At 31.2% G+C, this 23834-nt stretch carries 17 protein-coding genes; all 17 read right to left on the bottom strand.

Annotation, left to right across the window (positions count from 1 at the left end; all coding sequences use genetic code 11):
• Window positions 1-73 precede the first annotated feature (73 nt).
• The 17 genes from nifJ to TEGL_RS05390 all read right to left on the bottom strand — a co-directional run bounded on the left by nifJ (window position 74) and on the right by TEGL_RS05390 (window position 23797).
• Window positions 74-3607: a pyruvate:ferredoxin (flavodoxin) oxidoreductase gene (gene nifJ, locus TEGL_RS05470; RefSeq protein ID WP_018589186.1), complete on the bottom strand. Its 3534-nt coding sequence runs from the start codon at window positions 3605-3607 to the stop codon at window positions 74-76.
• 373 nt (window positions 3608-3980) lie between these two features.
• Window positions 3981-4655: a deoxyribose-phosphate aldolase gene (deoC, locus tag TEGL_RS05465; RefSeq protein WP_018589185.1), complete on the bottom strand. Its 675-nt coding sequence runs from the start codon at window positions 4653-4655 to the stop codon at window positions 3981-3983.
• Window positions 4656-5084: 429 nt separating this feature from the next.
• A complete protein-coding gene (locus TEGL_RS05460; RefSeq protein WP_018589184.1) occupies window positions 5085-5648 on the bottom strand; it encodes a phosphate propanoyltransferase in 564 nt (187 codons plus the stop codon).
• Between the two features lie 101 nt (window positions 5649-5749).
• The gene (aroA, locus tag TEGL_RS05455; protein WP_018589183.1) at window positions 5750-7015 is read right to left on the bottom strand and encodes a 3-phosphoshikimate 1-carboxyvinyltransferase; all 1266 of its coding nucleotides are present in this window, start codon (window positions 7013-7015) and stop codon (window positions 5750-5752) included.
• On the bottom strand, window positions 7008-8114 hold the full coding sequence (aroB, locus tag TEGL_RS05450) for a 3-dehydroquinate synthase (protein WP_018589182.1): 1107 nt from the start codon (window positions 8112-8114) through the stop codon (window positions 7008-7010). The genes aroA and aroB overlap by 8 nt, the downstream gene beginning before the upstream one ends.
• Window positions 8102-9271: a chorismate synthase gene (gene aroC / locus TEGL_RS05445; RefSeq protein ID WP_018589181.1), complete on the bottom strand. Its 1170-nt coding sequence runs from the start codon at window positions 9269-9271 to the stop codon at window positions 8102-8104. Before aroC ends, aroB begins: the two co-directional genes overlap by 13 nt.
• 312 nt (window positions 9272-9583) lie before the next feature.
• Window positions 9584-11023, bottom strand: coding sequence for a Na+/H+ antiporter NhaC (gene nhaC, locus TEGL_RS05440; protein WP_018589180.1), 1440 nt, complete (start codon window positions 11021-11023; stop codon window positions 9584-9586).
• A gap of 139 nt (window positions 11024-11162) precedes the next feature.
• Window positions 11163-12812: a M20/M25/M40 family metallo-hydrolase gene (locus TEGL_RS05435; RefSeq protein WP_018589179.1), complete on the bottom strand. Its 1650-nt coding sequence runs from the start codon at window positions 12810-12812 to the stop codon at window positions 11163-11165.
• A 29-nt stretch (window positions 12813-12841) separates the two neighbouring features.
• Window positions 12842-14191 (bottom strand): alanine/glycine:cation symporter family protein, encoded by a 1350-nt coding sequence (locus TEGL_RS05430; protein ID WP_018589178.1) that lies wholly within the window; start codon window positions 14189-14191, stop codon window positions 12842-12844.
• Between the two features lie 10 nt (window positions 14192-14201).
• A complete protein-coding gene (gene orr / locus TEGL_RS05425; protein WP_018589177.1) occupies window positions 14202-15263 on the bottom strand; it encodes an ornithine racemase Orr in 1062 nt (353 codons plus the stop codon).
• Complete coding sequence (locus TEGL_RS05420) at window positions 15248-16651, bottom strand: GlmL-related ornithine degradation protein (RefSeq protein ID WP_018589176.1); 1404 nt, start codon at window positions 16649-16651, stop codon at window positions 15248-15250. The genes orr and TEGL_RS05420 overlap by 16 nt, the downstream gene beginning before the upstream one ends.
• Window positions 16644-18851, bottom strand: coding sequence for a D-ornithine 4,5-aminomutase subunit OraE (gene oraE / locus TEGL_RS05415; protein WP_018589175.1), 2208 nt, complete (start codon window positions 18849-18851; stop codon window positions 16644-16646). Before oraE ends, TEGL_RS05420 begins: the two co-directional genes overlap by 8 nt.
• Window positions 18845-19255, bottom strand: coding sequence for an ornithine aminomutase subunit alpha (locus TEGL_RS05410; protein WP_018589174.1), 411 nt, complete (start codon window positions 19253-19255; stop codon window positions 18845-18847). Before TEGL_RS05410 ends, oraE begins: the two co-directional genes overlap by 7 nt.
• Before the next feature lie 66 nt (window positions 19256-19321).
• Entirely contained in the window at window positions 19322-20755 is a 1434-nt protein-coding gene (gene ortB / locus TEGL_RS05405; protein ID WP_018589173.1) for a 2-amino-4-oxopentanoate thiolase subunit OrtB, read from the bottom strand.
• Window positions 20748-21056 carry a 2-amino-4-oxopentanoate thiolase subunit OrtA gene (gene ortA / locus TEGL_RS05400; protein WP_018589172.1) on the bottom strand — a complete coding sequence of 103 codons (309 nt, stop codon included), beginning with the start codon at window positions 21054-21056 and terminating at the stop codon, window positions 20748-20750. The genes ortB and ortA overlap by 8 nt, the downstream gene beginning before the upstream one ends.
• A 46-nt stretch (window positions 21057-21102) precedes the next feature.
• A complete protein-coding gene (gene ord / locus TEGL_RS05395; RefSeq protein WP_018589171.1) occupies window positions 21103-22173 on the bottom strand; it encodes a 2,4-diaminopentanoate dehydrogenase in 1071 nt (356 codons plus the stop codon).
• 214 nt (window positions 22174-22387) lie between these two features.
• Window positions 22388-23797, bottom strand: coding sequence for a sigma-54 interaction domain-containing protein (locus tag TEGL_RS05390; protein ID WP_018589170.1), 1410 nt, complete (start codon window positions 23795-23797; stop codon window positions 22388-22390).
• Window positions 23798-23834: the final 37 nt, after the last annotated feature.

Below are 23834 nucleotides of genomic sequence, written 5' to 3'. Positions count from 1 at the left end.
TTCAAATAAAAATGGTGGATTAAAATAACCCACCATTTCTTTTTATATAAATTAATTAAATTTTAAATTTATATTAGTCAGCTAATCTCTTATAGCTATCTAATCTATCTTTAGCAGATTCTTCAGCCATTGTGAATAATTGTTCTGCTTCTTCTGGGAATTGTTTAGCTATAGCAGAGTATCTTACTTGTTTCATTAAGAAGTCTCTGAAGCTTTCAGTTGGCTCTTTAGAGTCTAGTGAGAATGGATTCTTACCTTCAGCTCTAAGAGTTGGGTTATGTCTGTATAAATGCCAGTATCCAGATTTAACAGCTTGTTCTTCATTAGCAACACTTCTACCCATACCTTCTTTTAATCCATGAGATATACATGGAGCGTAGCATATGATTAGAGATGGTCCATCATAAGCTTCAGCTTCTACAACTGCTTTAACAAATTGATTGTAATCAGCACCTATAGCAACTTGAGCAACATATACATTACCATAGCTCATTGCCATCATACCAAGGTCTTTCTTTCTAGATCTCTTACCAGCAGCAGCGAATTTAGCCATAGCAGCAATTGGAGTAGATTTAGAAGATTGACCACCAGTATTAGAGTAAATTTCTGTATCGAATACAAGAACATTTACATTTTCTCCTGATGCAAGAACATGGTCAAGTCCACCGTAACCTATATCATAAGCCCAACCGTCTCCACCAAGTATCCATTGAGATCTCTTAGCTAAGTAATCTTGTCTTGATTTAACAGATTCGATTAATGCTTTAGTTTCTTCATCTTTTGGCTCAGCTTTATTTATTAACTCAACAACAGCTTTACTTGCCTCAACAGATGCTTCACCGTTATCTTTATTTTCTAACCAGTTATTGAATACTGTTCCACCTTCTTCACAACATGGGTTAGCAGCAAGTTTTTGCATATCTTCAACTAATTTACCTCTTATTTGTTCAACAGCTAAATGTTGTCCTAATCCATACTCAGCATTATCTTCAAATAATGAGTTTGCCCAAGATGGACCTTTGCCTTCATGGTTGCAAGTGTATGGAGTTGATGGAGCAGATCCTCCCCAGATTGATGAACATCCAGTAGCATTAGCTATCATCATTCTATCTCCAAATAATTGTGTTACAAGTTTGATATATGCAGTTTCTCCACATCCTGCACAAGCTCCTGAGAATTCCATTAATGGTTGTCTAAATTGAGAACCTTTAACAGTTTTAGGATTCATTATATCTCCTTTTGGAGCAACTTTTGCTGGATCTACAGCATAAGCCCAGTTTTCAACTTCTACGTCTTGAGTATCAAAAGGTTTCATAACTAAAGCTTTTTCTTTAGCTGGACATACGTCAGCACAGTTTCCACATCCTGTACAGTCCATTGGAGAAACCTGGATTCTGTATTGTAATCCATCGAATCCTTTACCAGTAGCTTTCTTAGTTTTAAATGCTTCTGGTGCATTTTCTAATTCTTCTTCATTTACAAGAACTGGTCTTATACAAGCATGAGGACATATGAATGAACATCTATTACATTGTATACAGTTTTCTGTAATCCATTCTGGAACATTTACAGCTATACCACGCTTTTCATAAGCAGCAGTACCACATGGGAATGTACCATCTTCGTATCCTAAGAATGTACTTACTGGTAAATCATTACCTTTTTGTCCACTCATTGGTCTTAATATATCTTTTATGAATGCTGGTTCTTCACAAGTTGTAGTTGCTTCATCTTCTGTAGCATTTGCCCAAGAAGCTGGAACATTAACTTTAACTAATGAATTTATACCTGCTTCAACAGCTTGGTAGTTCATGTTAACTACTTTTTCACCTTTTTTACCATAAGCTTTTACTATAGAATCTTTTAGGTACTTAACTGCATCATCAACTGGTATTATATCAGCTAATTTAAAGAATGCAGCTTGACATATCATGTTTATTCTATTTCCAAGACCTATTTCTTGACCTATTTTAACAGCATTTATAGTATAGAATTCTATTTCATTTTCTGCTATATATTTTTTCATTTCTGCAGGAAGATGAGCTTCTAAGCCAGCTTCGTCCCATATAGTGTTAAGTACGAAAGTACCACCTTTTCTTAATCCTTGTAATAAATCATATTTAAATACATAAGATTGGTTATGACAAGCTATATAATCAGATTCATCTAAAAGATATGTAGATCTGATTGGAGTATCACCAAATCTTAAGTGAGACATTGTTATACCACCAGATTTTTTAGAATCATAGTCAAAGTATGCTTGTGCATATTTATCAGTGTGGTCACCGATTATTTTTATTGCTTGTTTGTTAGCACCAACAGTACCATCTGATCCTAATCCCCAGAATTTACATCTTACTGTTCCTGGAGCTTTTATTTTAATTGGCTCAGCTTTTGGTAAAGATGTATTTGTTACATCATCTACTATACCTATAGTAAATCCATTTCTAGGTTCTTCTATGTTTAAGTTTTCAAATACTGCATGTAAATCAGTTGGAGTTGTATCTTTTGATCCAAGTCCGTATCTTCCACCTACTACTAATGGAGATAATTCAGATTTAGCAAGTACGTTAACTACATCTAAGTATAATGGTTCACCTGGAGCACCTGGTTCTTTTGTTCTATCAAGAACACATACTCTTTCAACAGTCTTAGGCATTGCTGCTAAGAAATGTTCAGCTGAGAATGGTCTGAATAAGTGAACTTTTATCATACCAAGTTTTTCACCTTTAGCGTTTAAGTAATCTATTGTTTCTTCTAAAGCTTCTGTAACAGAACCCATAGCAACAACTACATGTTTAGCATCTTCTGCTCCATAGTAATCAAATAAGCTATGTTTTCTTCCTGTTATTTCGCTCATTCTCGCCATATTTTTTTCAACTATTCCAACTATATCATTATAGTATTTATTAGAAACTTCTCTTGTTTGGAAGTATATATCAGGGTTTTGAGCTGTACCTCTAGTTACTGGATGGTTTGGAGATAAAGCTTTATCTCTAAATGCTTGAACAGCATTCATATCTAATAATTTTTCATAATCTTCATTTTCCATTAATTCAACTTTTTGAATTTCATGTGATGTTCTGAATCCATCGAAGAAATGTATAAATGGTAAAGATCCTTCTACTGCAGACATATGTGCAACTGGAGCTATATCAGCAACTTCTTGAACTGAACCTGAAGCTAACATAACAACACCTGTTTGTCTTGCAGCCATAACGTCTTGGTGGTCTCCAAATATTGATAATGCTTGAGCAGCTAATGCACGAGCAGTAACGTGGAATACACCTGGTAATAATTCACCAGCACATTTATACATATTTGGTACCATTAATAATAAACCTTGAGAAGCAGTAAATGTTGAAGTTAAAGCTCCTGCTTGTAATGAACCATGAAATGCTCCTGCAGCTCCTGCTTCAGATTGCATTTCAACAACTTTTACTTTTTGTCCAAAGACATTTTTTCTCCCTTGAGATGCCCATTCATCAACTAATTCAGCCATAGTTGAAGATGGTGTTATTGGATATATAGCAGCAACTTCTGTAAATGCATAAGCAACATGAGCAGCAGCTGTATTTCCATCAACTGTTTTCATAAATTTAGCCATTTTATGTTTCCTCCTTAATTTTACCCTAAATACTATACAATTTATATTTGTATGTTTATAAAACTATTAATTGTTTTGTCATTGCTATAAATGCTAGTCTGTTTTATAAAACACTCTTTTACATTTATTAACAATATTCTGCATAATAATTTAAAGTCCTTCATAATTCTGACAATTTTAAAAATTCAAACACAAAAATAATTTTTAATACAAAATTATTTTTTTAAAGTCACACTTAATACATTACCCATAAAATAACAAATCAAATCACATTAGTTTCTATTGGTTAAAATTTCCTAATAACATATTTTTAGCTTTAATTATTGTCATATATTTTAATGTCTGTTAATTAGATAAATTCTAGCTAATAGTTTTAGTATCCTATAGTATCTGTTTTTTCACCAGTAGCTATAGATATAGAAGCACTAGCTCCTATTCTAGATGCACCAGCATCTATAACTTTTATAGCATCTTCTGTAGTTCTAACACCACCAGATGCTTTAACTCCAACATTTGGTCCAACTACATCTCTCATTAATTTTATATCTTCAGGAGTTGATCCGCCAGTTCCAAATCCAGTTGATGTTTTAACATAATCTGCTCCAGCTTTAACTGATAATTCACATGCTATTTGCTTCTCTTCATCAGTTAAATAGCATGTTTCTATTATTACTTTTACTAATGCTTCTTTATTAGCTGCATCTACTACTGCTTTGATATCATTGCAAACAAGGTCATAGTTTTTATCTTTTAATGCACCTATATTTATAACCATATCTACTTCATGAGCACCTTTTGCTATAGCATCTTTTGTTTCAAAAGCTTTTACCTCACTAGTATTTGCACCTAAAGGGAAACCTATTACTGTACAAACCTTTACTTTACTTCCTTCTAGCTCTTTCTTAGCAAGTTCTATATGTGTTGGGTTTATACAAACTGAAAAAAATCCATGTTCTTTAGCTTCTTCGCAAACCTTTATAACATCTTCTTTGCTTGAAAAAGCTTTAAGTACTGTGTGATCAATCATATTAGCAATATTTTGTTTCATTATTATATAACTCCTTTATATTATGTAATATTTCCTAGATACATCATAAATATGTATTATTACATTTACGATGCATTTTGCTGTTAATAAATATACTTTCATTATTATGTTAGCACATATAATTCTTTTTTAAAGAAGAGTTTCCTTTATTTTCATAATTATATTTACATATAATTATTTTTTTTCTTTAAAAAAGAAAGCATGTTTTTCACAATAAATGAAAATAAAGTATTTTTAAGTAAAATTAGATTATTTGTTTAATTATTTAACCAATAAAAATATTTTACAAATTAAATATAATAACATTAAATTTCATTTTAATAATTATTCATTTTACTTAGTTTGAACATTTTTATATGTAAATATTTTATGAAATAAAAAAAAGATATGTATAAAAATACATACCTTTTCATTTTTAGCATTTGATAATTATTTAACTAACTCTACTAATTCTCCGTTTTTAACTCCTGCAGCATTTCCTTCTTCTAGGTCAACATGCATTTCTAATGCGAAAGCAGCATTCGCTCTAACTAATACGTTGTTGAATAAAAGCGCTCTTTCTCCTTCAGTTTGAACTGAAACTATATCTTTATCTTTAACTCCGAACTTTTCAGCATCTTCTAAGCTCATATGTATGTGTCTAGAAGCTACAATAACTCCTCTTCCTAATTCAACTTCACCTTTTGGTCCTACTAATTTACATCCTGGAGTTCCTTCAACATCTCCTGATTGTCTAACTGGAACAGCTAAACCTAGTCCTCTAGCATCTGCTAAAGATACTTCTACTTGAGATTCTGGTCTTGTTGGTCCTAAAACTCTCATTTTAGTTGATCCTTTAGGTCCTACTACTTCTACCATTTCTTCACAAGCGTATTGTCCAGGTTGAGATAAATCTTTTTTATGTGTTAATTCATATCCTGCTCCGAATAAAGCTTCAACATCAGCTTGGCTTAAATGTATATGTTTATTTGATAATGCTATTGGTAATTTCATGAAATATAACCTCCCAAAAATTTTCTTGTATATAATTATTTCTAATTACTATCTGCAATTCAATTATACATAAATTTCTATGTAAAATCAAACCATAATGATTATTTTGATAATTTCTTCAGTAAATTAAAGTAACCTGGAAAAGAAATATCAATACATTTGTCACTATCTAAAATTACTTCATTATTGCTAATTAAATTTGCAATGGAAAATGACATAGCTATTCTGTGGTCGTTAAATGTTTGTATTTTTCCACCTTGTAAAGGAGTTTTCCCTTTTATTACCATTCCATCTTCTAGCTCAATAGCTTTACCTCCTATTAAGTTTAGATTGTTCACAACAGATTTTATTCTATTGCTCTCTTTCACCTTTAATTCTGATGCATCTTTTATAATAGTATCTCCTTCTGCTCTTGTTGCTAAAAGTGCAATTATTGGAATTTCATCTATTAACTTTGGAATTAAATCTTTATCTATAGTAGTTCCTATCAAATTAGGACTATATTTTACTAAAATATTCCCAACTTTTTCACCACAGATTTCTTCTTCATCAATTATTTCAATATTTCCATTCATTTTTTTTATCACTTCTATAATTCCCACTCTTGTATCGTTCAAACCTACATTTTTTATTAATACTTCTGAGTTTTCACTTATTAGAGCTCCTACCATTATAAATGCGGCCGAAGATATGTCCCCTGGTACATAAATATCTTTATTAAATAATTCGTCCACAGGATTTATTTTTATGTCCAAATCATTTACTTCAATATCTGCTCCAAAAGATTTAAGCATTATTTCTGTGTGATTTCTACTTTTCACTTTTTCATGAATAAAACTTGTATTATCTCCATATAAACCTGCTAAAATTAATGACGATTTCACTTGAGCCGATGATACTGGCATATGATAATTTATATGAGTTAAATTTCCGCCTTCTATAGTTATAGGTGTTAAGTTTGCATCATCTTTTCCACTTATAATAGCTCCCATTTGTCTTAATGGATCTGTAACTCTTTTCATAGGTCTTTTTCCTATGGACTCATCTCCTATAATTGTACTCTTAAAATTTTGACCTGCAAGAACACCCATCATAAGTCTTATGGTTGTGCCTGAATTTCCCACATCTAAAAGTAAATTATCCTCCAATGATTTCAATCCTCTTAGACCTTTTCCATTTACATATACTTCTTTATTATTTATTTCAATATCCACACCCATTTTTCTAAAGCAATTTACTGTAGATAAACAATCCTCTCCCATGAGGAAGTTGCTTATTTTATTTTTACCTTTCGAAATGGAAGAAAACATAATTGCTCTATGCGATATGGATTTGTCTCCAATTAACTCAAAACTTCCCTTAAGCATTATTACACTCCTTTATGACTTTTAAAATAAGTTCTTCTTCTATATTATCAAATACTTCAACTTGTCCTTGACCTACAGGAAGAACAAGATTTATTTTAAAGAAACTATTTTTCTTATCACTTTTCATTATATTAAATACTTCATCAACATTTTCATATTCAAAAGTAGTAGGTAAATTAAATTTTTCACATAAATTTATAAATTGATTGTAGTATTCTTTATTTATTAGATTTTTTTCAAGAGATAATTTAAATGCCATATTCATTCCAATAGAAACAGCTTTACCATGACTTATATGACATAATTTTTCTATTCCATGTCCAAAAGTATGTCCAAGATTTAGTATTTTTCTAAGATTTCCTTCTTTTTCATCCTTATCTACAACATCTCCTTTAACTTGTGCACAAATTTTCACCATTTTTAATAAGGTTGAAGTTTTTTTATCTAAAATGTATTCGCTATTTTCTAATAAGAAATTAAAAAAATTCATCTTTTCTTCACAAGCATTCTCTTCTATAAAAGCATATTTTATTACTTCACCCATGCCACTTAAATATTCTTCTTCTGGTAAAGTTTTTAATGCTTCCACATTTATGTATGTAATCTTAGGTTGGTGAAAAGCTCCTATTATATTTTTGCTATTACCTAAATTTATTCCAGTCTTTCCTCCTATGGAAGAATCTACTTGAGATAGTAGTGTAGTTGGTATTTGTACTATATCTATTCCTCTCATATATGTAGCTGCCACAAAACCACCTAAATCTCCAACTACTCCTCCTCCTAAGGCGATTACTAAAGATTTTCTACTTAAATTTACTTTTACGCAATAGTTCATTATTCTTTCGTAATCTTCTATGGATTTTGAATCTTCACCAGGATTTACTATATATTCATAAACATATTTTCCCTTTAAATGTTTCATCATTTCGTGTAACTGAACATTATATGTGTTGTAATCACATATTACAAAGTAAGCATCATAAATTTTATTTAATTCCTCCACTGAATCCACATTACAGGCTTCACATAGACTTTTTTGAAAATTTCTATATCCCTCATCAACGTATATTTTACAAGTATTATTGATTATTTTTTCCATCCTCTATCACCTAACCTTTTTATATAAGAATTATAATTGGTTTTTAAATCTTCTAAAGAGTCTCCTCCTATTTTGTCTAAGAAAAATTTGCAAATTACAAAAGCCACAACATTTTCACATACTATGGAACAAGCAGGTACTGCACATGAATCTGAGCGCTCAACACTAGCTTTATATTTTTCCAATGTATTTATATTTATAGTGTCTAAAGGTTTATATAAAGTTGGTATGGGCTTCATTGCACATCTTATGATTATTTCATCTCCCGTTGTCATTCCACCTTCTATTCCCCCCAAATTATTGCTTTTTCTTATTATTCCCTCTTCTTTATTATATAAGATTTCATCCATAACTTCTGAACCCATAAGTGCGGATGCTTCGAATCCAAGTCCTATCTCCACACCTTTTATTGCCTGCGTTCCCATCAAATGCATAGCTAAATGTGCATCTATTTTTTTATCAAAATGAGTATAAGAACCAATACCTGGTATTAAGTTTTTTACTCTAACTTCTATTATTCCACCTAAAGTATCTCCTTCTTTTTTGCATTCATCTATTTTCATTTTTATTTTTTCTTCTAAATCTTTATTTACACATCTAATTTCACTATTGTCTACATTATTTTTAATGTAATTAAAATCATAAACTTTATCATCTTTTATTTGTCCAATTTGTACCACGTGAGATGCAAACTCTATATTAAAATTTTTAAGAACTTGTTTACAAATAGCTCCTAGGGCAACTCTTGATGCAGTTTCTCTTGCTGAGGATCTTTCTAATACATTTCTAGCATCTTCAAAATCATATTTTAAACAACCTACTAAGTCAGCATGTCCTGGTCTTACATTTTTCACTATTTTTTCTTGTTCATCTACTTCATCCATAGGAGACATATATTTTTTCCAGTTTTCAAAATCCTTATTTTTTATTTCAAAGGAAATAGGAGCCCCAATAGTTTTCTTTCCTCTAACTCCTCCTATTATATTAATTTTATCTTTTTCTATTTTCATTCTACCACCACGGCCATATCCGCCTTGGCGTTTTCTTAATTCTTCATTAATTTCTTCTATATTAAGTTCTATATTTGATGGTATACCATCAACGATAGTTATTAAACTTTGTCCGTGAGATTCTCCACTTGTTAAATATCTAAGCATATTATTCTCCTTATCTTTTTTACTTATTTTATTAGTTTATCAAAATAAATCAAAAAAAGACATATTAGTTTTGTATAAAAAAGACTAGCTATTATTCATAATCTTATAGCTAGTCTTTTTATGTTCTATAAATAAAATAGTTATTACAACAAGATTAAATCAAATCCCACTGTAATAACTATTACATAATAACTTTACTAATATAAGTTTTCGTTTATTTGTTAATAAAAAATTCGCTTCGCTAATATCGCCAACGAGATGCCTTCACTACCGCTTCAGGCAACTCCGTTGCTCAAGTCACAAAGTTGAAAATTAAACTAGGTTAACTTCGCTATCCTTAATATTTAAACAAGTTTCAGGTTCGTCATCTATTTTAGCTATTTTTATTTTACATGCAATTAATATTAATGATACTATTGGATTTATGATGTTTAATAATGCATATGGAGCATATACAAATGCTGATACCCCTAGTGTTCCAGCTATGTAAGCACCACATGTATTCCATGGTACCAATGGAGAACTCATTGTTCCGCTATCTTCCAATGCTCTCGACAGCATTTTAGGGTGTATACCTCTTTTTTGATATTCTTTACTATACATTCTTCCTGGTATAACAAGAGACAAGTATTGTTCACCTGCAATTGCGTTTGTGAATAAACAAGTTACCATTGTACATAATACTGTTCCAAATATACCTTTTGCAAATCTTAATAAAGATGAAGCAATTACTTCAAGCATGCCTGTTTTCTCTAGTATACCACCAAGAGATAAAGCACATATAGTCATAGATACTGTAGACATCATATTCATAAGCCCACCTTTAGATAATAAATCATCTACTAGTGCTACTCCTGTCTGTGACACATAACCATTTTGAGCTGCCTCTAATATTGCACCTATGGATTGTCCCTGTAAGAATATTGCGAAAATTATACCCGTTACAGCACCTACTATTAACCCTGGTATAGCTGGAACTTTAAATATAACAAGACCTATTACTATTACAGGTGCTAATAATAATACTGGTGATAATGTGTTAAAAGAAGATGCTAATGTGGATCTAATTAATTCAATTTGGCTTGCATCTAAAGCTTGTCCTGAATATTTCATTCCCATTATACCGTATATAACTAAGCAAATTAATAATGATGGTATAGTTGAATATAACATATATTTTATATGAGTAAACAAGTCAGTTCCTGCCATTGCTGGAGCCAAGTTAGTTGTCTCAGATAAAGGTGATAATTTATCGCCAAAATAAGCACCTGATATTATAGAACCGACAACCAGCCCAACAGGAATACCTAAACTTTGTCCTATACCTAAAAGAGCCACACCAACTGTTCCCATTGTACTCCAAGATGAACCTGTTGCAAGAGATACCACAGCACACACCAAAACTGCTGCTACTAAAAATATATTTGGTGATAAAATTTTTAAGCCCCAATAAATCATGCTCGGAACTACTCCACTAACTATCCAAGTCCCTATTAGTATACCTATTATCATAATAATTAATATGGCTTGCATAGCCATCTTAATACTATCAAACATACTTGTTTCAAGATCTTTCCACTTAAATCCCAGCCTATAAACAGCTACAATCCCGGCTACTGCTGTAGCACCTACTAATGGAACATGAGGTGATGCTCCATACATAAATATTCCCACACCTAAAAATAACATCAAAGCTGTAATTGGTATCATCGCGTCAAATAGAGTTGCTTTCCTTCCACTTTGTTCATTCATGAAATATTACCCTCCTATTTTTTCAAATAACTTAACCTAATATTTATCCACTTTACAATATAGTTTAAACACATACGCTGATATCGTTTTTCCAAATATCATTTCTTTTCCATAAAGCTAATTTATATAGAATTTAAAATCAACGTCTTAATAAATTAGTTATTGTTTTGTACACCAATGTAGGTGCAACTTTAAAGCTATACTCTTTTTCTATACGTTCAGTAAATTTATGAGCATCTTTCCCAAAGCTTCCTATATCTAATACAGGTAAATCAAGTTTTTGCATATCTTCCAATGGTAAATGATACTTGCTTCCAAAACCTGGCATATTATTTTTTAATGCACTTATTATTTTGGGGTCTTGTGGAGCTGCTCCATAGCTCAAATCACTAATATATGGGAAGAATTTCTTATACACAATTTTATATTTAGTCCTTGTTTCATCTACTGCTTTTTTAACTGCATCTAATAAATCTTTTTCTTTTTTATTTTTTCCTTCTATATATATATGAGGATAATATGGTGGCGTAAAATACACAATTACTACAGGATCTTTATCCGACCATAAACTGTGAAGTTCCTCAACCATTTTCAAAGAAAAGTCTCTTTGATCTATTGAACTATCTTTTAACATTTCCTGTTCAAAGGCTTCCATATGATTTTTTGCTTCTTCGCCCATTTCTTCCATTACTTTGTCATAAAGTTCTGTATAAGTAAGTACTCTTGATTTAAAAGGCAATTCTTTATATTCTCTTTTACTAATTTGTGTAAATCTTTGGTATTGATTATTTAAATTATCTATAACATTTTGAAAAGCTTCATCTGCTGCATTTTTCATTTTTAGGAGTACTTCATCTGGTGTGCTGCAATGAGTTGCATAATTGAAAAATAACGTAGCTGTTTTAGCTATTTGTACTGAGTACTCAGGTTTCAAATCTCTTTGCTTTAAAGATATAGGAGGAAGAGATACTTCTCCTTCTACCTCATCACAAAAATCAATATTTAAATTTATCTTTTTAAGTATTTCTGATGATATACTATTAGGATCTACTCCCTTAAAAGCTTCTCCTACATGTGTTTCTTTTCCTACTATATAAAACGATGGCATTAATTTTCCTACCGTACCTATGTATACATATTTGTTTTCATCACCTTCATACTCTGATGTCATATAGTCAGTATCTAAAAGTGCCAAATATTCTAATTCCTCTTCTTCTTTTATTTTTACCAATTCAGGTATACACGAAAGCATTCCACCTGAGTTTCCTTCTTCATCACATACTGCACAGAAAATTAAATTTCCCTCAAATTCATCAAGGTTTTTTGATATTTTCTCCATAATTGCCATTATTATGGCATCGCCAGTTTTCATATCAAATAGCCCTCTACCAAAAAGATAATCCCCTGAATCTAAATCTTTTTTTGCTTCTTGTGGGATACTCACTTGTTTAAACATTTCTGTCAATTCATAAGGCTTATTTGCATATTCTTTTAAGTTTCCATAATCAGATATACCGACTGTATCTGTATGACCTATCATTACGACAGTTTTCTTACTATCTCCCTTTTTTCCCCTCAGTATTGCCATTACTGATTTTCTTTTCCATGGATCATTTGGAACATCTACAAATTTTAGATTCCCAGGATTTTTTTTATAATAATCCATTTCGCTAAATATTTTATGAACTTTATTTACAGAACCAATTTCTCCTGTTGTTTCAACAACACTTAATTGCTCAGTTAATGATATTGCAATTTCTTCTATCCTTTTTGATATATCTAATTCCATTTTTATCCTCCTAGCAAAATCCCATGTTATTATTTACTACCTATCAACTCTTTATTATTAAAGAAACTATCCGATTCTTCTTTCACTTCTTTTCTAAGAAGTAAAACACCAATCATATTTGTAGCTATTACTCCAGCTAATGTAAAATCTAATAATACTATAATTTTACTTAGGTCCATAGTTGCTCCAACTATTATAAATAATAAATATATAACTCTCATTACTTTAGAAAATTTGCTTCCAAATAAATACTCTGCTTGTTTTTCACCGTAAAAAATTATAACTACTATTGTAGAGAATACAAACATAAGCATGCAAAGAGTTATTATTCCTCCACCAAATGCATTACCAAATGCAGTTTGTATAGCCGCTGATGGCATTGCAGCTGCTTCACTAGCTCCAAATTTATGCCACACATCAGTAGTTAATACTAATAGAGCAGATACACTACATATCATTAGGGTAGAAACTATTACTTCAAATATTCCCCATAGTCCTTGTCTTGCTGGATGATCTGTTATAGCTGCACTATGAGCTATAGTAGAAGTACCCATTCCAGCTTCATTTGAATATGCTCCTCTTGCAGCTCCTGCTTTTATAGTTTGAACCACTGCAGCTCCTGCAAATCCTCCAAATCCAGCTTGAGCCGTAAATGCACCTTCAAATATTAATGCAAATGCCCTAGGTAATTGGTCAACATTTATTAGTATAACTATCAATACCATTATCATATATATACTAGCCATTATAGGAACTAGCTTTTCAGATATTTTCCCTATTCTCTTTATTCCACCGTATACAATGAATCCTACAAATGCTATTAAAAAAATCCCCGATACTATAGGTGTTATATTTATAGTTGATGCACTTTGAACAAATGATGCCGTTTGTGTGGCTATAGAAGGAGCTATTTCTATCATTAAGAAAAATGCAAACAAAGTACCTAACCATGGCAATTTAGCTCCATCTCTTATATAGTACATAGGTCCACCTACATATTCTCCATCTTCATTTTTAATTCTATATTTTATGCCTAGTATTATTTCTGAATATTTAAGTGAACAACCAAATAGTCCAATCAACCACATCCAAAACACAGCTCCAGGTCCACCTGTGGCTATAGCTATAGGAACACCAACAATATTAGAAGCTCCTATAGTTGAAGCCAATGCTGACGTAGCCGCTTGAAATGGACTTATTGTTCCATCACCACTAGACTTACTCAGTATTTTTCCAAATGTTTGTTTTAATATAAAAGGGAATTTTGTAAATTGAAAAAACCTTAATGTAATTGTCATTATAATTCCCCCACCTACCAGGACTATTAAAACTGGATATGTCCATAACCAACTTGTTATACTCTCCAATAAATTAAACATTTAATCACTCCTAATTAATTATTTTTTCTACATACTCACTTGTGCTAGATGACATTAATCCTCCATAAGTTAATAAAAATTCTACTTTATCACCTATATTATACTTTTGATTACTTTTAGTAACATCTAGTATCATGTGGTCTGAACTTGCTCCTAATATTGTTATAAAAGGATCAACCGGAGTTAAAGAATCCATATCTATGTCCTGTTTTCCTATAGCTATAATAGCCCTTTTTAAAATTCCTCTATCTTCGTATACAGGTTTATTTCCAAATGCATCAACACCTATTTCTCCAATAGGAACTGATGGCTTTTCTTTACATTCAACTACTTCACATACAAGTTTGAACGCATCTTGGTAAGCTCCTTCTATGTTTTTTCCATATGCTGTTTCTCTTCCAAGGACTATGGATTCTCCTATTCTAAGATTAGTTACTCCCTTTGGCATGTTATCGTTCATCATTAAGTCTAATGAACTTGAATTTCCGCCAGATACTATTTCTAGATTCAATCCAAACTTATTTTCTACATTTTTTGCTATTTCAACTAATCTTCCTGTATTTATTTCAGATGGTATAATCGCACCGTAACACGTTAAATTTGTTGCTATTCCAACTATTTTAATATTTTTAAATTTCTGAATATTCTCTATATTATTAAACAAATCCTCTTCATAAAAATATCCTTCTCTTAAATCACCTAAATCAAACATTAAAACTATATTGTGAATTATATTTTTACTTTCACATATTTCATTTAATGCTTTTATTGTTTTTAGCTCTGAATTAAAACTTATATCGCTATATTTTATAACATCTTCTAACTCGCTTATCATTGGTATTCTAATAAGTATTTTAGGTAAATTTATGTCTTTCAATTTTTTTAGATTGTTTATTCTAGAATCTGCGATATAATCGATACCTTCTTCAACTAGCTTCTCTACTATTTCCTTTCTTGCGCAGAATGATTTAGTTACAAAAGCTAAACTTATATTTTTATCATGGCACATACGAGAAATAATTTTTACATTTTGTTTTAATTTATTAATATCTATTTCTAATTTAGGGTACATAATTTCTTCTCCTCAAAATTTAAACTCTTTAGCATAAGTTTTAAAGATGCCTCTTCATGTTTCTTAGATAAAACACCAATAGAGGCCATAATATAATCGTTATCTATTAGTATCTTTGTTTTTTCTTTTGGTAATAGTAATTCTTTATTTTTGTTGTACATAGTTACATATTCTAAAATTTCAACCCTATTTGGAAGTCTAGTAAGTGCTCCACCAGTTCCAATTATATACTTAACACCTGTTAAATCCTTCCCTTCTGCTATTTTGCTTTTTCCATTAGTGCCATAAATATTTCTTATTCTCCCTACATGTCTTATAATAGCTTTTATAACTGCTTCTTTAGTCAATCTTTCAACAAATAATATTTCTTCTTTTGATTTTGGTATTGGCGGATAATTCTCCATTATAGAATCTATATCTATTGATAGCTCTTCTTGTAAACTTTCTTTACCAATAACTTCTACTATATTTTTCATATTTACATATACACCCAAATCACCTTCTACACTTCTCTTTGAAACTGGTTCTGGATTTACCAATATTTTGTTAATGAATTCACTCCCTTCAGTAGCAGAGTGAACATCTGTAGTTGCTCCACCTACATCTAATGTCAACAAATCACCAATATTTCTATAAAGAAGTTTAGATGCCTCCATTACTGCACCAGGAGTTGGTGTTATATTTTCATTCACCATATCCTTTATATACTTCATTCCTGGAGCCTTAGTTATATGTTCTTCAAATACATCTTGAATGATTTTTCTTGTTGGCTCTATATTTAGTAAATCAATTTTTGGGTATACATTTTCCGCTATATAAAGCTTGTAATCACTCTCTTCAAATATTAACTTAATTTCTTCATGATTTTCCACATTGCCAGCATATATAACTGGTATTCCTAGATTTAAAGATGCTATCATTTCTGCATTATATACGGCTGTATCTCTTTCTCCATAATCAACTCCACCAGCTATCAAAATTATATTTGGTTTTATCTCTTTTATTTTTTTCAAATCAGTTCTTTTTATTTTTCCCGCTGTAACTTGCTTAATAACTGCTCCTGCACCGAGTGCTGCTTCTTTTGCTGCTTTTGCCGTCATATCATAAACTAATCCATGAACAGTCATTTTTAATCCTCCAGCAGCACTTGATGTTGCAAACATATCTTTATATTTAATTTCACCTACATTTAAATTACTCGCTAAATCTTTAATTGCACCTGATAAGCCGTTTCTTACATCTCCACCTTCAAAAACTGTAGTAGGTGCTTGACCCTGACCTAAAAATTCAGGGTCTCCACCATTAATATTATTGAAGGCGTTTACAACTGTTGTTGTACTTCCTATTTCTGCAACAAGAACATCTATTTCTAATATGCTATTAGTCATTTTGATCCATTTCTCTTCTTTTTTCTACTAAGAAAGTAGCTACATTTATTCCTTTGCTGTTTCTTCCAAAACCTGCATCTACTCCTTGTTCAACGGCTATTTCAGGTGTTACTTGTGTTCCTCCACAAACGATCATTACTTTATCTCTTATACCTTTTTCTATACAATACTCATGTAACTTCTTCATATTTTTGTAATGTATATCATCATGACTTATTATTGTAGATGCTAATATAGCATCAGCATTTAACTCTATTGCTGCATCTACTAATTTTTCTACTGGAACTGAAGTTCCAAGATAATGACACTCTATACCATATTTTTCTATTCCACCATGTTTTATATCTATTATTTCTCTTAAACCAACTGAATGCTCATCTTCTCCCACTGTAGCTGCAACAATTTTCATAGGTTTTGCATCTATGTCTTCTCTGATTTCTTCATCAGTTAGTACTTTTGGCTCTTCTGGTATAACTAAATCATTTATATCTATATCAAAAGGAACCTTACCTTTCATTTCAATTCTAGTACCTTCAGATTCGTGCATAACTTCTCTACTTATAACTTCAATATCTTCCAAATTCATCTTTTTACCAAACTCAAGTGCTGCAAATTCAGCAGTTCTTTTGTCTGTTGGAAGCATCATTGTTATCATAACAATTCCGTCTGCACACCATTCCATCTCAGGCTTTATTTTTGTTCCAAGTCTATATCCTTCTGATTCTTTTAATCTTGTTTCAACGTTATCAAAATCATCAAGCTCATCTATATATACTATTTTCTCAGGATTTTCGAAAGTAGAACCACCTATTAATGAAGCCGGATTATCTACAGCTTTTTCATCATATTGAGCTACATTGTTATATCCAAAATGAGCAGTTACAGGTGCAAAATAGTCTTCATCTCTTTCATAAACAGTTCCTTCTCCAACTCCTCCTTTTATTTTTCTTGATATTCCATCTCCATTTCTTTCTGGATAATTTCCTGAATCAACAAAGAATCCTTGCTCAACAGCTTCAAAATATCCACCAGCTTCAATTATTTCTTCCATGTATAATACTGCTCTTTCTTTAATCTCTCTAGATTTATCCCTTAATTCCCCTACATTTTTAAGTTCTATCATATCCATAAGTCCATCCATACCAACTAAAGCTTGTTTAGCTGTATCGCATGCTTCTATATTATAAATATGCCATGGAACGTTTCTACCTTCGTCAGGAGTTATTGTTGATTGTACATCTGCTCTAGTTAATACTGATGTTAATAAGTTCAACACATGAGTAACGGTTGCTTCTCTAGTAGATGAATCCATATATTTAGTGTTCATTTGAGCTCTCATTTTATAGTCACTAAAAAATTCTCTAAGTGCAACAGCATAAGGTAAGTCAATTCTTAAACAAGGTGCAGGAGGAGCTGTTGGAGGAACTGTTGATAAACAAATATTAGATTTATCTATTCCTATTTTTTCAGAGAAAATTGAGTTTAAAGCATGTTGCACCATAAGTTCTGGCATTACCTTCCAAGCCTCTCTAGCTGTTGCATTGGCATTATGAGCTCCATCTATTTGAGCCATATTTGCAAAAGACATTATCTGTTTAGCTTCACAAGCATCAACAAAAGATCTTATCATATTTATATTTCTATATAAAACGTTATATTGTGGATCTTGGTGTGCTCCATTTATCCCTTCTTCAGCAAACATTACAGCAACTTCTGGCCCTGCAATACCACTTACATATGAATGATAATTAATAGGTCTTCCAACTTCTTCTTCTATAAAATCTAGGGCCTTTCTTTGTGCTCTAACTTGCTTTCTTGTTATTGGAACACCACCAATTCCCTGAGGGGTACCTTCTATAAGACCATCGAAGTGTGATTGTCCAGCAGTTCTTATAACCATTAAGTGATCTGCACCATGGTGAGCTGCCATTCTCATTCTCCTTATATCATCTTCAAATCTTCCTGATGCAATTTCAGTAGTAATAACAGGCACTGGTTGAGGATCTATATTATTAAAATATTTAGCTGATGGTAATGCAACACCATCTGTTAGAGGTTTTGTAGCTTGCTTATATTCAAATGGTCCCATCTCAAGATTTTCTACATGCTCTCTCCATGTCCATCCTCTTCTCTTTGGTCTATATTTATCTAGATCTTTAAGAATATAATCTATATCTAATTTTTTATTTTCTTTTAGCATTCTACTTTTTCCCCCTCTCCTGTTGATTCCATCGTTGATTTTTCATTGTTGTGAAATAAATCTACTACCTGATCCCAGCCTTCTCCGTTGATTAACATTAATCCGGCTTCTCTAACCGTTATACCTTTGTTTGTTGCTAATTTATAAACTACATGACCAGCACCTTTTCCTATTAATCCTCTTTCCATAACTCCCTCTAATATAGGTTTTACTTCAAGAGAAGAAAATCCCATTCTAAGCAAAATAGATCTTTCTATTGATGGCGTTGTATTTTTTCTACCTAGTTCTACCATTGGATCAACTATTTGGCTTGCTAATTGCCAGAACCTATCTTTTAACTGTTGATCACTTAGTTCTTGAAGATGTTTTCTTCTAACTTCAAAATCATCTTGTCTCTTTTCCATATATATCCCCCTCATTTATTTACCACTATAACTATGGATTTAACCTATTTTATATTTATTTAACTCTTATTTCAAATTATCTAAAACTTCTATTACAAACTCTTTAGAGCTCTTAGTCTCTTTCATTAGAAATTCTATATCCTCATTACTTAAATTATTAATATCATCTATTTTATTATTTATTACACAATTTTTTATATAAGATTTTCTTATCTTGTTCATATCAACATCTACACATTTTAATAACTCTGGACTTTGTGGTAATATTAAATTTTCACCAGCTATTTCATCTTTTGGATTACCAAATTTTATTTCTATTCCATTTTCTCTGGCGAAAGTAAGTTGAGGATTAATATGTTTTCCCGCTCCAGTGTATTCAGTTTCTTGAACTACTATAATTTTATCCTCATCTAACTCTTGTGCTAAAGAAAATGCTGCTGTTAAAGATGTATTTCCTGCAGGACCTCTTTCAATACCTTCCAACTGTGCTAACAGCTCAGTTATATAAAATACCTCTCCTTGTTTAACTAACACGTATCTATCCATATATCTAAGCGGTCTAGCTGCTGATCTAGGAACATCTGATCTATCAGGCCATGTGCAAAATGGAATTCCAAAACCTGTATGCCCTGTAGTAAAGGATTTCCTATTGAACTGACTATCACTAGCCATATGTAATCCTTTTAAGTCAACACTAGCTCCTACAACTTGAGTATCCAAAGCATCAGCTTTTATTAAACCTCTTGCTGTTCCTGTAAGATTACCACCGCCTGCATTAGTACAAACAACTACATCAGGATTTTTTCCATATTTTTTCTTGAATTGAGTAGATAATTCATCTCCTAAAGTTTCAACACCAGCTATACCAAATGGTGAATATAGAGAAGCATTAAAGTATCCTGTTTCCTCAAGCAAAGCTAAAAATGTATAAAATAATTCTGGTCCAACTGTCAATTGAACAACTTCTGCCCCTAGTGCCTCACATTTTCTTGCTTTTTCAATAATTTCTGGTTGACCTACTCCTTTAGAGTCATAGCATTCTTGAACTATTATACATTTTAATCCTTGCATAGCTGCTTGAGACGCTACAGCTGCACCGTAGTTTCCACTAGTTGCTGCGATTACACCTTTGTATCCCATTTTTTTTGCATGATATACAGCAGTAGCTGCTCTTCTTGCTTTGAAACTGCCAGAAGCATTCATGGCTTCATCTTTTATAAAGATTCTAGCTCCTTTTCCTTTTGGAGCACATTTTCTTGCTAACTTAGTTAAATTTTTAAGTTCTATTATGGGAGTGTTTCCTACTGCATATTGTGATTGAATAGATTCTATCTCTTGAAGTGTATATCCAGTTTCACTCATCATTTTTTCATAATCAAATCCTATGCCATCTTCTTCAAGAGAAGAGTAATCTAATCCTATGGCATTTTTCATTATTTCATTTTTTCTTCCCATAACAGCTTCATAACTCATATCTTTTTCTAAGACACTACTACTCATTATCCTCACCTCCAAATAATATTTCCTTTCCTTGAATTCCTATTTGAAGTAACTCTGGTATGCACTTACCATAGTCATGAGTATAATATGGGTTTACTTGTACTAAATTACCTTTCACAAATCTTCCTGTTATAGTCTTTACTTCAACCAAATCCCCTACATTAGCATCTTTTTGTACAAATCCTTTAACCCACATTTCCAATGGCACTTTCTTAGTATCATCTGGAACTTGTGGAGCTCTTTCATCAGGAGTTAATACTAGGTTGTGTATGATAACCCAATCATTACATTTAGCATCCATTTTGTTCTCCCCCTTTAACTACTACCTACTTTTATAATTTCAATTCTTATATTTCTACTTTTACATCTTCTTCTAATTCAACTTCTATTTGTTCTCTTACGTCACCCATTATTGCTCTAGGTACTGGTATATCTAACATAGTTTTTAGTCCTGGTCTTGCATTTATTATTAGAGGTATAGAGTTCACTATCATTGCATAAGTTCCTATTCCTCCAGGTATTTCAGGATTTATTTGTAAATCTATATTTGGTATTCCTTTTATTGATATGTAGTCTCCTGTTTTAGTTCCTTCAGCTTCTGGTATTATTTGTTGTGGATGTTCCATTTCTACTAAAACTTCTCCATTTACATATCCATATCCGCATTGTCTACAACCAGCAACATTTCCTGCTAAAGCCTCTCCATATTTAGATTTTCTGTCTATTGTAGTCATTATTGGCTCTTTTGTTTGCTCTATTTTATCTAACTTCCATCCTAGTCCATCTGTGATCATATTTATTGATTCCACAAAACCAACATGACCTGCTATTGTATCATTTTCTACACCTTTTAAGAACTCATCTTTAGTTACACCTACCCCTTGTTCAACCATAACAGCTTTCCCAAATGGAGATAAATCATTTACTCTTTTAGCACTTATGCTATCAACTTCTTCGCAAGTTCCTGATAGAGCTAAAACTAATAAATCTAATACAAATCCTGGATTTATACCTGTTCCTAATACACTTACACCATTCTCTTTAGCAACTTCATCCATTTTTTTAGCTAAGTCTGGATCATCAGCTTGTGGATATGCCATTTGCTCAGCAGTAGAAATAACATTTATTTTTTTCTCTAATAAATAAATTATTTTATCAAAAGCTTTTTTTGTAAAAGAATCAGTTGCTAATAAAACAACATCACAATTTTTTTCTGTGAAAGCTTCTTCATAATTACCATTTATAATAACTTCATTTCTATTTCCTCTTTCTATTTCCAAAACATCATATATGCTTTTACCTGCAGTACTTCTGCTACAAACAGATACTATTTCCATACCTTCTTTTTTTAATATCATATTTGCCATTCCTGTTCCCATTGCTCCAAATCCCCAAATTCCTATTCTTACTTTTCTCATTATTACACCCTCCTAAATAAGTTGTTTTAATTTTCTTACAATTTTTATAAAGCACAAATTATGCCAACTTTAAATTTTCAACATTAATTTCTTATCAAACCTTTTGTTTTACTCATATATTTATTTTTTTGCTTATAGATTTTTTTCCTAATTAATTTTTTGAAATAAAAAAAGAGCAAAAAGTTTTGCTCTTATGCAAATTTTTTTGCTCTTTTTATTTATTAAAATTTTTTATATTGTATTTTTTCATTTTGTACTGTAAATTTTGCCTATTTATTCCCAAGATAGCTGCTGATTTACTAATATTATATCCTGTTTTTTCTAAGGACTCTATTATATACCCTTCTTCAACATCTCCTATAATATGATCTAAAGTTTTATATTCTAAGTCATCTAAAGAATAATTCTCATTAGTTTTTTTTTCTTTCAAATTATAATAATCGTTTAAATGAATCATTTCAGGAACTATATTTTTTTCATTGTCCATCATACTCATAGTAGAATATATAACATTTTCTAATTCTCTTACATTTCCTTGCCAGCTATGTTTTTTTAAATAATTAATACTATCATAAGAAATACCTTTTACATCCTTATTCAATTTTCTATTATATTTTTTAATAAACATATCACAAAGTAATGATATGTCTTCTTTTCTTTCTCGCAATGGTGGTATTTCTATATTTATTACATTTAGTCTATAGTATAAATCTCTTCTTATTTTGTTTTCATTTAATATCTGAGTTGGACTTTCATTAGTTGTTGCTATAACTCGAACGTCAACAGGAATGTCTTTTGTACCGCCTACTCTTCTAACATAACCTTCCTGTAACACTCTAAGTAATTTTGCCTGTAGAGCCATAGGCATTGAATTTATTTCGTCTAATAATAAAGTTCCTTTGTTAGCTTGTTCAAATAAACCAGGTCTATCGACTGCTCCTGTAAATCCTCCTTTTATCGTTCCAAAGAGAATTCCTTCAAATAATGATTCTGGTAATGCCGCACAATTTTGCGCTATAAAAGGATGTTCTTTTCTATTACTAGCATAGTGTATAGATTGGCTAATTAGTTCTTTACCAGTTCCAGTTTCTCCATATATAAAAACTGATGCATCAGACTTACTTGCTTTCTCACACTTTTTAATAGAGGCTTTCATAAGCTTACTGTTCCCTATAATGTCTTCAAACTTATATCTTCCTTCTAATTTATTTTCTCTATTTGTTGAATTGTTTTTTAAATTTGTTACTTGTTCAGATAAAGTTTCTATTGTTGTAATATCCTTTGATATTTCTAAAGCACCTATGAAATCATTTCCATTTATAATTGGGATTGTAGTATTTAATGTAGTTATTTCTTTTCCATTTTTATCAACATATCTTTGCATATTATTTTCTATGATCTTTTTTTTATTTAATACCTCTAATAATGTGCTGTTTTTTATATTCATTTCATCAACAATATCCATAAACGACTTACTCATTACATAAGTTTTACTCATTTTTTCTATTTTTTCCATACAGTCATTATAGATTATTGTTTTACCCTTATTGTCTATAAAATGTATCCCCTCATCAATATTTATTAGTATTTCCCTCATTAATATTTCATATAGTTCTAAATTCAATAACTCCCCCTCCAAAATAACTGACTTAATTGTGAAT

This window comes from Terrisporobacter glycolicus ATCC 14880 = DSM 1288 (assembly GCF_036812735.1).
GTDB lineage: Bacteria > Bacillota > Clostridia > Peptostreptococcales > Peptostreptococcaceae > Terrisporobacter > Terrisporobacter glycolicus.
This window is presented reverse-complemented; position numbering and strand designations above follow the sequence as displayed.

Coding starts and splice junctions, on each gene's coding strand:
- aroA (WP_018589183.1), bottom strand. CDS start 7,015: ATGCTTAAGGGAAGTTTTGAGTTAATTGGAGACAAATCCATATCGCAT.
- nifJ (WP_018589186.1), bottom strand. CDS start 3,607: ATGGCTAAATTTATGAAAACAGTTGATGGAAATACAGCTGCTGCTCAT.
- aroC (WP_018589181.1), bottom strand. CDS start 9,271: ATGCTTAGATATTTAACAAGTGGAGAATCTCACGGACAAAGTTTAATA.
- orr (WP_018589177.1), bottom strand. CDS start 15,263: ATGTACCCTAAATTAGAAATAGATATTAATAAATTAAAACAAAATGTA.
- oraE (WP_018589175.1), bottom strand. CDS start 18,851: ATGCTAAAAGAAAATAAAAAATTAGATATAGATTATATTCTTAAAGAT.
- TEGL_RS05435 (WP_018589179.1), bottom strand. CDS start 12,812: ATGGAATTAGATATATCAAAAAGGATAGAAGAAATTGCAATATCATTA.
- ortB (WP_018589173.1), bottom strand. CDS start 20,755: ATGAGTAGTAGTGTCTTAGAAAAAGATATGAGTTATGAAGCTGTTATG.
- TEGL_RS05430 (WP_018589178.1), bottom strand. CDS start 14,191: ATGTTTAATTTATTGGAGAGTATAACAAGTTGGTTATGGACATATCCA.
- TEGL_RS05460 (WP_018589184.1), bottom strand. CDS start 5,648: ATGAAATTACCAATAGCATTATCAAATAAACATATACATTTAAGCCAA.
- nhaC (WP_018589180.1), bottom strand. CDS start 11,023: ATGAATGAACAAAGTGGAAGGAAAGCAACTCTATTTGACGCGATGATA.
- ortA (WP_018589172.1), bottom strand. CDS start 21,056: ATGGATGCTAAATGTAATGATTGGGTTATCATACACAACCTAGTATTA.
- deoC (WP_018589185.1), bottom strand. CDS start 4,655: ATGAAACAAAATATTGCTAATATGATTGATCACACAGTACTTAAAGCT.
- TEGL_RS05420 (WP_018589176.1), bottom strand. CDS start 16,651: ATGACTAATAGCATATTAGAAATAGATGTTCTTGTTGCAGAAATAGGA.
- aroB (WP_018589182.1), bottom strand. CDS start 8,114: ATGGAAAAAATAATCAATAATACTTGTAAAATATACGTTGATGAGGGA.
- ord (WP_018589171.1), bottom strand. CDS start 22,173: ATGAGAAAAGTAAGAATAGGAATTTGGGGATTTGGAGCAATGGGAACA.
- TEGL_RS05410 (WP_018589174.1), bottom strand. CDS start 19,255: ATGGAAAAGAGACAAGATGATTTTGAAGTTAGAAGAAAACATCTTCAA.